Here is a 12208-nt window from a genome sequence, read left to right as displayed (position 1 = left end):
AGAGGGTAAAGACGGCAACAAGCGCAGACATCGGAAGGTTTACGTATTCCGTCAGAGCCGAGCGTCCGTCAGGCTGTGCCGGGAGGAGACCATGGACACCATCACGCTGAGCGCCTGCCACCTCCGCGCCGTCACCGAGGCGGGCTTCCGGCTGGCCGCACGCGACGGGGCGCACGGGGCGATGACGTCCCTGCGTGAGGTGATCCCGATGGACGCCTACGAGTTCGTCGCCTACGACCCCGCCACCGGCGCGCACCGCAGCCTGCTGTCCGACGGCCACACCCGCCTCGACCACGACGCCGCCGAGGAGTACGTGCGGCTGGCGCCGTACCGGCGGGCCAGGAGTGCGCGTGAGCCGCTGACGATGCCCGCGCCGGGCACCGAGCGTTATGTGCGCCGCCACCTGGAGCCCTACGGCTGGCGCTCCGGGCTGACCATGCCGCTGTTCCTCGCCGAAGGCCGCTACACCGGGCTGCTGCACCTGTCGGCGCGCTCGCCCGGCGCCTTCCCCGCGGCGTCGGGCACGCTGATCACCGCCCTGTCGTCCACCCTGGCCCATGTCACCGACCTGTCGCGTTGCGTGGTCGACCCGGCGGGGCTGCCGCCCGGGTTCGCCGCCGTCGCCTTCGACCGCAGCGGCGCCAGGCGCGACGTCACCGGCACACCGAGGTCGGAGCAGGTCGCGGCCGAGCCAGCCATGGCCGACCTGGCCAGGCGCTTCATCGACTCGCGCGAGCTCAGCAGGCGCGGCCTGTGGCTCGACCCCGAAGGCCGCTGGCGCGAGGTACGCCTGACCAGGGCGGGAGTCGGCTTCCACGGGGCCATCCAGGGAGCCGTGATCGCCGAGCGGCCGTGCGCACTGCCGTACGAGCTGACCGGGCGTGAGGTGGACGTGCTCACGCGGGTGGCGGCGGGCGACTCCAATCCGCAGATCGCGGCGGCGCTGGTGCTCAGCGTCAGGACCGTGACGACGCATCTGGAGCACATCTTCACCAAGCTCGGGTGCGACAGCCGTACCAGGCTGACCACCAAGGCGCTGGCCGAGGGGTTGTGCCGCCTCGACCTGCGCTGAGGCGGGCCCGCTACACCGCCGCCGCCCATCCGGCGGGCACGGTGACGAGCAGGAGTTCGAACCAGACGGTGGTGGAGCCGTTCTCCCTGACGAAGCCCCAGCGGTGGCTCAGCGCCTCCAGCAGGGGCAGGCCCCGGCCGCTGCTGGCGTTGGGCCCGGCCTTGCCCGGACAGGGCGGCTGCTCGGAGCCGTCGTCGGCGATGCACACGCGTACCCTGTCCCCGGCGGAGTGCACGGTCAGGGTGAAGGCGCCTCCGTCGCCCGACTGGGAGTGCACGACGGCGTTGGTGGCCAGCTCACTGGTCAGCAGGACGCAGTCGTCGTGCAGGGGGTGTCTGCGGCCGAGCGCCGCCGTGACGATGCGGCGCGCCCTCGCCACCTGGTCGGGCGCGCCGTCGAGTCTGACGCTGACATCGTGCTCCGTCGATTCCACCGCGACCTCCGAACCACCCGATTCCGGCGACTATGTAAGGACGTGGGAGAGGGCGTCGAAGATTATCGCCAAAAGGTAGGAATGCAGTTTCCGGTGGGAACCGAATCCCGCCGACACCCGTCGCGCCGCCCGCCGGGCCGCCACGCCGAGCAGGCGGCCGGACCGAGTAGTCTGCCCTCGACGTGGTCCGCCGTCGACGAGGTGGTCCGTCTCCGACGAGGCCGAGGGAAGGGGAACCCGCGCGTGAGCAGCCTGCAGGCCGTCTGGGTGCAGCCCTACGACGGGGAGGGGGCGGCGGTCGTCACGGGGGTGTTCGACATCCTGCACGTGGGCCACGTCCGCTACCTGCGTGCCGTGGCCGAGCGCGGCCTGCCGCTCGTCGTGGGCGTCGAGGACGATCCACGGGTGCGCGCGTGGAAGGGCCCGAGCAGGCCGGTGAACACCGCCGCCGAGCGGGCCGAGGTGCTGGCCGCGCTGCGCGACGTCGCGGGCGTCTTCCTCGTCCAGGGCCCGCCGCAGGCCCACAGCCCCGAGGACTACATCGACCTGCTGGCCCCGATGAAGCCGGGAGCGCTGGCCCACACCGCGGGCGACCCGCACGCCGGGGGCAGGCTCGCCGCCGCGGCGCTGCTCGGCGCGCAGTGCTGGGAGCTCGCCGCCATCCCCGGCCGCTCGACCACCCGCATCGTCAACGCGGTGGGCGGCTCCTAGCCCGCCCGGGGCCCTACAACCAGTCGCGCTTCTTGAACGCCAGGTACAGCGCGGCCGAGGCGACGACGATCGCCGCCGAGGAGAACCAGAAGCCCGCGGGCTGGCCGATGCCGGGATACGGGATGTTCTGGCCGTAGAAACCGGTGATCATCGTGGGCACGGCGATGATGGCCGCCCAGCTCGTCACCTTCTTCATGATCTCGTTCATCCGGTAGCCCTGCTGCGTCATGTGCGTCTCCCTGATGTTGCCGATCAGGTCGCGCAGCGAGTCGGCCAGCTCGGCCGCGCGCAGCACATGGTCGTAGACGTCCTGGTAGTACGGCATCATGCCGGAGGCGACGATGTCGAGGTCGCGCCGCATCACCGAGCCGACCACCTCGCGCATCGGCAGCACGACCCGGCGCAGGCGCACCATGTTCTTGCGCAGCCCGAACGCCGTGCGCTGCATCTCCTTGTGGCTCATCGTCTCGTCGAACAGCTGGTTCTCCAGCTCCTCCACCTGGGCGTCGAAGTCCTGGACCAGGTCGAAGTGCCCGTCGACGACGACGTCGAGCAGGCCGTGCAGCAGGAACGGCACGCCGTGCGCCGCCAGCTCGTGCCCGGCGTCCCAGCGCTCCAGGACGGGCTCGATGGGGAAGTGGTCGTTCTCCCTGACCGTGACCAGGGCGTTGTGCGTGACGAAGACGGAGATCTCGACCGCTTCCAGCCTGCCCTCGACCATGTGCACGCCGTACACGGTGAGGAACAGGTGGCTGTCGTAGACGTCGAGCTTGGGGCGCTGGTGGTCGCTGAGCACGTCCTCGATCGCGAGCCTGTGCAGGCCGAGTTCCTCGCTGATCGTCTCCAGGTCGGCCGGAGCCGGGCAGCACAGGTCGAACCAGATCGCACAGGCGGGATCGGCCACATGATCGGACACCTCCGACACCGGAAAGTCCTGCGCCTGAAGGACTCCGTCGCGGTAGAGGCGGGTACGCACCATGATGGTCAAGGCTAGAGGAACCAAGTACTCGCGCTGATCGTTTGCCGTTCGCCGTCACCGCAACGACAGGAGAAGTAGACGTGGTCTTCAAACGCATGCTCGGAGCCTTCGGCGTCGGAGCACCCTCGGTCGACACCGTGCTGTCGTCCACCAGGGTCCGGCCCGGCGGTCCGCTCGCGGGGGAGGTCCGGATCAAGGGCGGCGAGTTCGACGCCGACATCGAGCACATCACACTGGCCCTGGTCACGGGGGCCGAGTCCGAGCACGCCGAGGGGGAGCAGCACGGCCTGTCGGAGTTCGGCAGGGCGCAGGTGTCGGGTCCCTTCCGGCTGGCGGTGGGCGAGGAGCGCACCGTGCCCTTCCAGCTGACCGTGCCGTGGGAGGCGCCGATCACCGAGGTGCACGGGCGTTCGCTGCCCGGCATGGCGATGGGCGTGCGCACCGAACTCGCGATCGCCAAGGCCGTGGACAAGGGCGACCTGGACCTGTTCGCCGTGGAGGCGCTGGCCTCGCAGGAGCGGGTGCTGCAGGCGTTCGCCGCGCTCGGGTTCCAGTTCAGGTCGGGCGACGTCGAGATCGGCCGCCTGTACGGCGTGCAGCAGGAGCTCCCGTTCTTCCAGGAGCTGGAGTTCCACCCACCGGCCCAGTACGCGGGTGTGATCAACGAGGTCGAGCTGACCTTCGTGGCGAGCGCCTCGGGCCTGGAGATCATCCTGGAGGCCGACAAGCGCGGCGGCTCGTCCGGGGGCGACTCCTTCGGGCGATTCCAGGTCACGCACGAGCAGGCCCTGCTCACGCCGTGGGAGTCGGAGCTCACCGCCTGGCTGGAGCGTCTCGGCCAGGGCCGCGGCCATGGCGGGCACGGTGGTCATGGCGGGCACTACGGCGGGCATCACGGCGAGCACCACGAGGGTCCGGGCGTCGGCGGTCTCGTCGCCGCGGGCGCGGTGGGCGTGGTCGGCGGCTATGTCGCGGCCGAGGCCGTGGAGGAGATCTTCGAGAGCGACGAGGAGGAGGGCGGCGACTGGTAGTCCGCCCGTCCCCGTGCGGGCGCTCGCCACGAGCGCCCGCACGCATGGCCCAGGTGCCTCAGGTGTACGTCAGCGCCGGGTAGGCCAGCAGCATGACCAGCCCGACCCCCAGCTTGAGCAGCGCGTCCACGACGCCGAACACCCTGTCGGGCACGCCGGTCGCCAGCTTGAGCCCGACGAGGGCGTTGAGCGAGGTGAGCACGCCGAGCACCGCGATGAGCGGCCCGTGCGCCCCGCCCATCGTGATGAAGTGCAGGCCCACCACGAACAGGATGCTCAGCACGAGCGTGCGCTGGCCGGCGTCCTTGTACCTGGTCAGGACCAGATAGATCAGCCCCATCTCCAGCACGAACGACCCCACCAGCCAGCCGATCTGCACCGGCGACGGCGTGCCGAGCGAGGGCAGCAGCGCGCTGAGGCCGCTGGCGACGAATCCGGTGACGAATCCCGCGATCACGAACTGCAGCCAGTAGCGCTGGAAGATCCAGCTCAGCAGGAAGCACAGGCCCACACAGATGAGGAAGAGCCCGCCGCCCCGAATGAGCGGGTACGGATGATCGCCGGCAAGGGTGAGGGAGAGCACCTGGAGGGACATTGTCCTACATTTCGCATTTTAGGGACGAGTGATCGCAGGCCAGCATGTCAGATCCGGCCAGCCGAAACCGAGAAAACCACTCGTCCGAGACCCCGGCTCCGTCCCTACAGGCCGTACTCCTCCAGGAGCCTCAGCCAGACCTCGCTCACCGTCGGGAAGGACGGCACCGCGTGCCACAGGGTGGCCAGCGGCACCTCGGCCGTGACCGCGATGGTCGCCGCGTGCAGGAGTTCGGCGACTCCCGGCCCGGCGAACGTGACGCCGAGCAGGACCTTGCGGCGTTCGTCGACCACGGCCTTGGCCCGGCCCTTGTAGCCGTCGCCCAGCAGTTTGGCCCCGGACACCGCGCCCAGGTCGTACTCGACCACGCGCACGTCGAAGCCCTCGCGCCTGGCCTGCTCCTCGGTGCGGCCGACCGCGCACACCTGCGGATCGGTGAAGACGACCTGCGGCACCCCTCGGGCGTCGGCCGCGTCCCGCAGCGCCGCCCCCTCGTCCGAGCCGCCGCGCGCCCGCGCCGCGATGACGTCGCCGCACACCCGCGCCTGGTACTTGCCCATGTGCGTGAGCAGGCTGCGCCCGTTGACGTCGCCCACGGCGTAGAGCCAGCCGCCGGGCACGCCGACCGCGAGCATGCTGTCGTCCACCTCGACCGGGCGGCTCGGGTCCAGGCCGAGCGCGTCCAGGCCCAGGCCGTCGGTGGCGGGCCTGCGACCGGTCGCCACCAGCAGTTCGTCGGCCTCGACGCTGTCGCCGTCCGCCAGCCGTACGGTCACCGGACCGCCTTCGGCCGCGCGCCGCACCTGGTCGACCTCGACGCCGAAACGCAGATCGATGCCGGACTCGCGCATCGATTCGGCCAGCAGTTCGCCCGCGAACGGCTCCACCCTGCCCAGCAGGCCGCCGCCCCTGACCAGCACCGTGGTCTCGCGTGCGCCGAGCGCGTGCAGGGCCTGGGCCATCTCGCACGCCACGACGCCGCCGCCGATCACCACCAGCCGCTCCGGCACCTCGGTCACCGTCGTGGCCTGCCTGCTGAACCACGGCCTGGCCGCCTCCAGGCCGGGCACGGGCGGCACGATCGGCACACTGCCGGTCGCCAGCACCACGGCGTGCGCGGCGCGCAACACGGTGGTGCTCCCGTCCGGCCGCCGCACCTCGACCGTCTTCGGCCCCGTCACCCGGCCCTTGCCCCTGACCAGGACGGCGGGCAGCTTCCGCACCCACTCGACCTGGCCGTGGTCGTCGTAGCCGTCGACGAGCGCGTCCCGCCTGGCCAGGACCGCGGCGACGTCCATCCCGCCGGTCAGCGCCGTGTCGAGACCGGGCACCCGGCGCACCTCGGCGGCCAGTTCCATCGGGCGCAGCAGCGCCTTGCTCGGGATGCACGCGTAGTAGGAGCACTCGCCCCCCGCCAGGTGCGCCTCCACCACCGCGACCTTCAGACCGCCGCGTACGGCCCTTCCGGCGACGTTCTCCCCCGCCGGTCCGGCTCCGATCACCACGACGTCGACGTCCTCGCCCGTCTGCTCAGCCACAGCGGCCACCTCCACCTCGAATCCCGAAACCGTCCCCGCCCACGCTATGCCGTCGGGGGGCGGCCACCCGCGAGCAGGCCCCTCGCGGGCATGACGGAAGGGCGTGGACCCGTGGCCCTAGCATGGTGGCGACCATCGCACGAGCTGGAGGCCCGCCCATGCTGACCGACGACGACCTGCGTCACCTGCGCCGGTGTGTTGAGCTGGCGAGCGAGGCGCTCGACGTGGGCGACGAGCCCTTCGGCTCGCTGCTCGTCGCCGCCGACGGCTCGGTGCTGGCCGAGGACCACAACCGGGTGGCGGGAGGCGACAGGACCCGCCATCCGGAGTTCGCGCTCGCCCGCTGGGCCGCCGCGCACCTCACGCCGGGCGAGCGCGCGAACGCCACCGTCTACACCTCGGGCGAGCACTGCCCGATGTGCGCGGCGGCGCACGGCTGGGTGGGGCTCGGCCGCATCGTGTACGCCGCCTCGGGCGAGCAGTTGGCGGGCTGGCTGGCCGAGCTCGGCGTGCCCGCGCCACCGGTGCGCACGCTGGCGATCACCGAGGTGGTGCCCGGCGCCGTCGTCTCGGGACCCGCGCCCGAGCTGGCCGGGCAGGTACGCGCCCTGCACCACGCCTTCCACACCGCCTCACGGCCGTGAGCGGCGTCTTCACCGCCGACTTCTGGCTGGATCCGTCGTGCCCCTACACCTGGCTCACCGCGCGCTGGCTGCGGGCCGCGGCCGAGGTCAGGCCGATCGAGGTGCGCTGGCACGTCATGAGCCTGTCGGTGCTCAACGAGGGCCGCGACGACGACCCGGAGGGCGACCCCGACGGTTACCTGTGGCTGCCCGCCCGGCTGTGCGCCGCCGTACAGGAGAGGTACGGCTCGCAGGCGCTCGGCCGGTTGCACGCGGCCCTGTGGACGGCCGAGGACGGGCGCGGCGGCGACTGGATCGCGCCGATGCGGGAGGCGCTCGACGCCGCCGGGCTGCCGGTCGGGCTGGCCGAGGAGGTGACGGGCACGGCGCACGACGCGTTCCTGCGTGCCTCGCATGCCGAGGCCATGGCCCTGGTCGGGCCGCACGTCGGCACACCCGTGATCGCGGTGACGCCGCCCGCCGGGGAGCGCGTGGCGTTCTTCGGGCCGGTCGTCTCGGCCGCGCCGACCGGCGAGCAGGCGGGCAGGCTGTGGGACGGCGTCCTGCTCGTGTCGGGCACGCCCGGCTTCCACGAGCTCAAGGGCCCGCCCGCACCCGGCCACAACTGACGGCGAAACCCTGTCGAAAGCCGGACGGCTCGCCCGTCGAACAGGCGAAGGGCGGCGCCGCCGCCCGCCTTACCGTGAGGAGTCGCCATGCGTTACATCCTGATGGCCCACGTCGACCGGGCCGCGCTCGACAACCTGCCCGCCGAGGTGTACGAAGCGGCCATGAGCAGGTTCGTCGACTTCAGCCAGGCGCTGGCCGCCTCCGGCGCGCTGCTGTCGGCCGAGCAGCTGCAGACGCCCGACACCGCCACCACCGTGCGCAACCGCGACGGCGCCACCCTGCTGACCGACGGGCCGTTCGCCGAGCTGACCGAGTCGTTCGGCGGCTACTGGATCGTGGAGGCGCCCGACCTCGACACCGCGTTGAAGCACGCCGCCGACTGCCCGGCCGCCGACTTCGGCTCGGTCGAGGTGCGACCGCTCATCGAACGCGGCTGAGCCGATGACCGTCGAACTGGGCCTGAGGCCGTGAGCGGCCCTGTCGAGGACGCCGTCGAGCGGCTGTACCGCGAGCACTGGCCGGCGCTGGTCGCCGGGCTGGCCCGCTGGAGCGGCGACCTCGACAGGGCGGAGGACGCGGCCGCCGAGGCCGTGGCCGCCGCCCTGGCGACCTGGCCGCGTGCCGGTGTGCCCGCCAATCCCGCCGCCTGGCTGCAGACCACGGCCAGGCGCAAGGTGGTCGACCGGGTCAGGCGCGACCGGACCAGCGTCACCAAGCTCACCGCGCTCGCGGGCGAGATGCGCGACGAGCCCGCCGCCGACCTGGTGAGCGACCCGGACGACCCCTTCGGCGCGGTGTGCTGGTCGGACGCGGCGGCCGAGGACCTGCTGCGGCTGGTCTTCACCTGCTGCCATCCGGCGCTCGGCGCGCCCGCCCAGGTGGCGCTCGCCCTGCGCCTGCTGTGCGGCCTGACCTCGGCCGAGACCGCGAGGCTCCTGCTCACCGGCGAGGCCGCGGTCGCCCAGCGCCTGGTCCGGGCCAAACGGAAGATCCGCGAGGCGGGCATCGCGCTGGAGATCCCGCCGCGCGCCGCCTGGCCCGACCGGCTGGCCGCCGTGCTCACCGTCGTCGGCCTGGTCTTCACCGAAGGGCACACCGCCACCGAAGGCCCCCTGCTGGTACGGCCTGCGCTGTGCGACGAGGCGTTGCGCCTGGCCGCGCTGCTGCGCCGCCTGCTGCCGGACGAGCCGGAGGTGCTGGGCCTTTCGGCCGTGCTGCTGCTCACCGACGCCAGGCGGGACGCGCGTACGTCGGACGGCGAGCTGGTCCTGCTGGCCAGGCAGGACCGCTCGCTGTGGCGCTGGGCCGACATCGCCGAAGGTCTCGCCCTGGCCGCCGACGCCCTGCGCAGGGCCGGGGCCTCGCCCGGTTCCTGGGTCCTGCAGGCGGCGATCGCCGCTTCGCAGGTGCGGCCGGATCCGGACCGGGCGGCCGTGGTGCGGCTGTACGACAGGCTGGCCGTCCTGACGCCTTCGCCCGCCGTCCTGGCCAACCGGGCCGCCGCCGTGGCGATGGCGTCGGGCCCGGCCGCCGGGCTGCTCGCCCTGGACGCCGCCGGTCCGGCGTGCGGCGGTCACCGCCCTCTCGCGCTGCGGGCCGAACTGCATGCCGAGCTCGGCGAGACCGAGCAGGCCGTACGGTGGATCGAGCTGGCGGTCGCGGCGGCGGGCAACGACGTCGAGCGCCGTCATCTGCGCCTGCGTGCCGCGGCGTACGCCGGGCGGTGAGTGGCTAGAGCCCCTCCTCGGCCAGCACGCGTGCGGCGATCGCGAAGGCCTTGTTCGCGGCGGGGACACCGCAGTACACCGCCGTCTGCAGCAGGACCTCCTTGATCTGCCCGGGTCCGAGCCCGTTGCGCAGGGCCGCCCGCACGTGCAGGGCCAGCTCGTCGTGGTGGCCGCCCGCGACCAGGGCCGTCAGCGTCACGCAGCTTCTGACCTGGCGGCTCAGGCCGGGCCTGGTCCAGATCTCGCCCCAGGCGTAGCGGGTGATGAAGTCCTGGAAGTCGGCGGTGAACTCCGTCGTCGCCTCGATCGCCCGGTCCACGTGCGCGTCCCCGAGCACCTGCCTGCGCACGGCCGTACCCGCGTCGCGGCGCTCGTCCGCGGGGGTGCCCAGCGCGCGGTCGGTCAGGGCGGGCGCGCTGCCGATGTCCGCAGGGTCCAGGTGGCCGGTCAGGGCGAGGTTGGCCCGCATGCGGTCCGGGTGCACGCGCAGCCCGGCGAGCAGGTCGGCCGTGTCACGCGCGGCTCCTCCGGTCAGCCGTAGCGCCTGGCGCAGCGGCTGCCATTCGGCGTGCCAGGCGCCCGGCGGGCGTTCGTCCTGTGCGGCCATGCAGCCGTACAGGGTGGCGGCCAGGGCGGGGGTCTGGCGGGCCGCGGCGGCGACGAGGATGGATCTGACCGGGTTCGCCTTGTGCGGCATGGAGGAGGAGCCGCCGCCGTGCGCCTCGCTCAGCTCGCCGACCTCGGCCGTGGACAGCGCCAGCACATCGGCGGCGATCTTGCCGAGCGCCCCCGCCGTGAAGGCGAGCGCGCCCGCCAGGTCGGCGACGGGAGCGCGCAGCACGTGCCACGGGAGGGCCGGCTCGGCGAGCCCGCACTCCACGGCGAAGGCCGCGATCAGCCCCGTGGCCGCCGCTCCCTCGGGGTAGGCGGCCAGCGTCCCGGCCGCGCCGCCCAGTTGCACGGGCAGCGCGGCCCGCACCGCCGCGAGGCGCTCGGCCGCGCCCAGCACCAGTGCGCGCCACCCGGCCGCCTTCAGCCCGAACGTGGTGGGCACGGCGTGCCGGCCGAGTGTGCGCCCGGCCATGACGGTGTCGCGATGCGTCCCGGCCAGGGCGTGCAGCCGCTCCCCCGCGGCTGCCAGGTCGGCCAGCAGCGGCTCCAGGGCGCGGGAGGCGACCAGCATCGTGGCCGTGTCCCAGATGTCCTGGCTGGTAGCCCCGAAGTGCACATATCCGGCATGTTCGGGTGCGACGGCGTCCCTCAGGTCGGCGATCAGCGCGATCACCGGATTGCCGTCGGCCCGCGCACGCGAGGCCAGCTCCCGGGCCCGCACCGGCAGGCCGGCCGCCGCCCTGCCGATCGCCGAAGCCGCCTCCTGCGGCACCAGCCCCGCCCCCGCCTGCGCACGCGCCAGCGCGACCTCGGCGTCGAGCATCGCCCGCACGTACGCCTCGTCGCCCGTCGCCTGCTCCACCGCGCACCCCGCGACGCCGGGCGTCAGCAGGCCCTCGTCAGCCGGACTCGGGGAAGCCGGACTCGGGGAAGCCGAACTATTCGAAGCCGAACTCAAGGAAAACCGTCTCCTCATGCACTCCGTCGTACTGCACCCGCACGTCGAACCTGCGTACCCCGGGCCCGTCCGGCGCGGCGAACAGCGTGGCCCTGCGCGCGGGCTCGGCGGCCAGCGCGGCCAGCAGCGGATCGCGCTCGCCGGGATCGCTCAGGTACACGCGCGTGTACAGGTGGTGCAGCAGCCCCCTGGCGAAGACGACGACCGCCAGATAGGCACGCCCGCGAGGCGGCAGCACCCGCAGGGCGTAACGCCCCTCGGCGTCGGTCGCCACCCGGCCGAAGCCCGAGTCCTCGTCCCAGAACTCCAGCAGCGCGTCGGGAATCGCCGCGCCCTCGCCGTCGAGCACCCGGCCGCGTACCACCACGGCGCCGGGATCGCCCAGCGGTGCGATGTCGTCGCCGCCGGGGTAGGGCAGGGCGAAGCCGAAGAACGGCCCGACCGTCTGCGAAGGCGTCGCGCCGCTCACCCGCCCGCCTCCGTCCACGTGGCCAGCGGCCCGTCCAGCACGATGTCCCACCGGTACCCGAGCGACCATTCAGGCATCGACGACTCGTGCACGTAGGCGGCGACCAGCCTGGCCCTGGCCGCCGGGTCGGTGACCGAGGCCAGGATCGGGTCGTAGGGCATGAGCGGGTCGCCGGGGAAGTACATCTGCGTGACCAGCCGCTGGGTCAGCGCCGTGCCGAACAGCGAGAAGTGGATGTGCGCGGGCCGCCAGGCGTTGACGTGGTTGCGCCAGGGATAGGCGCCGGGCTTGACGGTGACGAACGCGTACGAGCCGTCCTCGCCGGTCAGGCAGCGCCCGGCCCCGGTGAAGTTCGGGTCGAGCGGGGCGGCGTGGGTGTCGCGGTCGTGGGCGTATCGACCGGCGGCGTTGGCCTGCCACACCTCGACGAGCTGCCCCCGTACCGGATGCCCTCGCCGGTCGAGCACGCGTCCGGCCACCCTGATCCGCTCGCCGATCGGCTCGCCCGCGTGCTGCCTGGTGAGGTCGTGGTCGAGGTCGCTCACGTGGGAGGGGCCGAACGCGGGGCCGGTCAGCTCGGCCGCTTCGGGGTCGCGTACGGCGACGAGCGGGCGCCTGGGGTGGCGCAACCGGCTGCTGCGGTAGGCGGGGAAGTCGCGGGAGGGATGCGGGCCTTGAGCGCCGGGCGCGGCGGCGATCTCGGCGCTGATGTCGCCCTGCGCGGGCAGCCCGTCGAGCGTGGTCATGTCCGTCCTTCGAGCGCGTGCGGTACGGCGAGCCGGTCGATGCACGGCCCGCCGGAGGATGTGCGCCGCCCCCTCCCGCCGGAA

The 12208-nt window shown here is 73.2% G+C and carries 14 protein-coding genes; 7 read left to right on the top strand and 7 right to left on the bottom strand.

Annotated features, from left to right (window positions below; genetic code table 11):
* The first annotated feature begins 91 nt into the window (after nt 1-91).
* Nucleotides 92-1072, top strand: a complete 981-nt coding sequence (locus ACTWNK_RS17035) for a LuxR C-terminal-related transcriptional regulator (protein ID WP_474304960.1) — start codon at nt 92-94, stop codon at nt 1070-1072.
* Nucleotides 1073-1082: 10 nt separating this feature from the next.
* On the opposite strand, the gene ACTWNK_RS17030 is transcribed toward ACTWNK_RS17035, so the two are convergent.
* The gene (locus tag ACTWNK_RS17030; protein ID WP_474304959.1) at nt 1083-1505 is read right to left on the bottom strand and encodes an ATP-binding protein; all 423 of its coding nucleotides are present in this window, start codon (nt 1503-1505) and stop codon (nt 1083-1085) included.
* A 243-nt stretch (nt 1506-1748) separates the two neighbouring features.
* Here ACTWNK_RS17030 and ACTWNK_RS17025 point away from each other — a divergent pair, with 243 nt between their 5' ends.
* Nucleotides 1749-2216: an adenylyltransferase/cytidyltransferase family protein gene (locus tag ACTWNK_RS17025; RefSeq protein WP_474304958.1), complete on the top strand. Its 468-nt coding sequence runs from the start codon at nt 1749-1751 to the stop codon at nt 2214-2216.
* A gap of 13 nt (nt 2217-2229) precedes the next feature.
* On the opposite strand, the gene ACTWNK_RS17020 is transcribed toward ACTWNK_RS17025, so the two are convergent.
* The gene (locus ACTWNK_RS17020; RefSeq protein WP_474304957.1) at nt 2230-3195 is read right to left on the bottom strand and encodes a magnesium transporter CorA family protein; all 966 of its coding nucleotides are present in this window, start codon (nt 3193-3195) and stop codon (nt 2230-2232) included.
* Between the two features lie 80 nt (nt 3196-3275).
* On the opposite strand from ACTWNK_RS17020, the gene ACTWNK_RS17015 reads away from it, so the two are divergent.
* The gene (locus ACTWNK_RS17015) at nt 3276-4226 is read left to right on the top strand and encodes a sporulation protein (RefSeq protein WP_474304956.1); all 951 of its coding nucleotides are present in this window, start codon (nt 3276-3278) and stop codon (nt 4224-4226) included.
* Nucleotides 4227-4284: 58 nt separating this feature from the next.
* Here ACTWNK_RS17015 and ACTWNK_RS17010 read toward each other — a convergent pair whose 3' ends face one another.
* Both ACTWNK_RS17010 and ACTWNK_RS17005 read right to left on the bottom strand, forming a co-directional pair.
* Nucleotides 4285-4821, bottom strand: coding sequence for a DUF6609 family protein (locus ACTWNK_RS17010; RefSeq protein ID WP_474304955.1), 537 nt, complete (start codon nt 4819-4821; stop codon nt 4285-4287).
* A gap of 104 nt (nt 4822-4925) precedes the next feature.
* The gene (locus ACTWNK_RS17005; RefSeq protein WP_474304954.1) at nt 4926-6359 is read right to left on the bottom strand and encodes a dihydrolipoyl dehydrogenase family protein; all 1434 of its coding nucleotides are present in this window, start codon (nt 6357-6359) and stop codon (nt 4926-4928) included.
* 158 nt (nt 6360-6517) lie between these two features.
* Here ACTWNK_RS17005 and ACTWNK_RS17000 point away from each other — a divergent pair, with 158 nt between their 5' ends.
* The 4 genes from ACTWNK_RS17000 to ACTWNK_RS16985 all read left to right on the top strand — a co-directional run bounded on the left by ACTWNK_RS17000 (nt 6518) and on the right by ACTWNK_RS16985 (nt 9339).
* On the top strand, nt 6518-7003 hold the full coding sequence (locus ACTWNK_RS17000) for a nucleoside deaminase (protein ID WP_474304953.1): 486 nt from the start codon (nt 6518-6520) through the stop codon (nt 7001-7003).
* Nucleotides 7000-7611: a mycothiol-dependent nitroreductase Rv2466c family protein gene (locus ACTWNK_RS16995; RefSeq protein ID WP_474304952.1), complete on the top strand. Its 612-nt coding sequence runs from the start codon at nt 7000-7002 to the stop codon at nt 7609-7611. The genes ACTWNK_RS17000 and ACTWNK_RS16995 overlap by 4 nt, the downstream gene beginning before the upstream one ends.
* Before the next feature lie 87 nt (nt 7612-7698).
* Nucleotides 7699-8049: a YciI family protein gene (locus ACTWNK_RS16990; RefSeq protein ID WP_474304951.1), complete on the top strand. Its 351-nt coding sequence runs from the start codon at nt 7699-7701 to the stop codon at nt 8047-8049.
* A 30-nt stretch (nt 8050-8079) separates the two neighbouring features.
* Nucleotides 8080-9339 (top strand): RNA polymerase sigma factor, encoded by a 1260-nt coding sequence (locus ACTWNK_RS16985; RefSeq protein WP_474304950.1) that lies wholly within the window; start codon nt 8080-8082, stop codon nt 9337-9339.
* Between the two features lie 4 nt (nt 9340-9343).
* Here ACTWNK_RS16985 and pcaB read toward each other — a convergent pair whose 3' ends face one another.
* The 3 genes from pcaB to pcaH form a co-directional block, all read right to left on the bottom strand.
* Entirely contained in the window at nt 9344-10813 is a 1470-nt protein-coding gene (pcaB, locus tag ACTWNK_RS16980; RefSeq protein ID WP_474304949.1) for a 3-carboxy-cis,cis-muconate cycloisomerase, read from the bottom strand.
* 76 nt (nt 10814-10889) lie between these two features.
* Nucleotides 10890-11378: a peptidase associated/transthyretin-like domain-containing protein gene (locus ACTWNK_RS16975; protein WP_474304948.1), complete on the bottom strand. Its 489-nt coding sequence runs from the start codon at nt 11376-11378 to the stop codon at nt 10890-10892.
* On the bottom strand, nt 11375-12124 hold the full coding sequence (pcaH, locus tag ACTWNK_RS16970) for a protocatechuate 3,4-dioxygenase subunit beta (protein ID WP_474304947.1): 750 nt from the start codon (nt 12122-12124) through the stop codon (nt 11375-11377). The genes ACTWNK_RS16975 and pcaH overlap by 4 nt, the downstream gene beginning before the upstream one ends.
* Nucleotides 12125-12208 lie beyond the last annotated feature (84 nt).

The sequence above is a fragment of the Nonomuraea sp. IBHARD001 genome (genome assembly GCF_056106265.1).
This window is presented reverse-complemented; position numbering and strand designations above follow the sequence as displayed.

Excerpts from the sequence above, each read along its gene's own strand:
- pcaH (WP_474304947.1), bottom strand. The coding sequence starts at position 12,124 with ATGACCACGCTCGACGGGCTGCCCGCGCAGGGCGACATCAGCGCCGAG.
- ACTWNK_RS17035 (WP_474304960.1), top strand. The coding sequence starts at position 92 with ATGGACACCATCACGCTGAGCGCCTGCCACCTCCGCGCCGTCACCGAG.
- ACTWNK_RS17020 (WP_474304957.1), bottom strand. The coding sequence starts at position 3,195 with ATGGTGCGTACCCGCCTCTACCGCGACGGAGTCCTTCAGGCGCAGGAC.
- ACTWNK_RS17010 (WP_474304955.1), bottom strand. The coding sequence starts at position 4,821 with ATGTCCCTCCAGGTGCTCTCCCTCACCCTTGCCGGCGATCATCCGTAC.
- ACTWNK_RS17000 (WP_474304953.1), top strand. The coding sequence starts at position 6,518 with ATGCTGACCGACGACGACCTGCGTCACCTGCGCCGGTGTGTTGAGCTG.
- ACTWNK_RS16990 (WP_474304951.1), top strand. The coding sequence starts at position 7,699 with ATGCGTTACATCCTGATGGCCCACGTCGACCGGGCCGCGCTCGACAAC.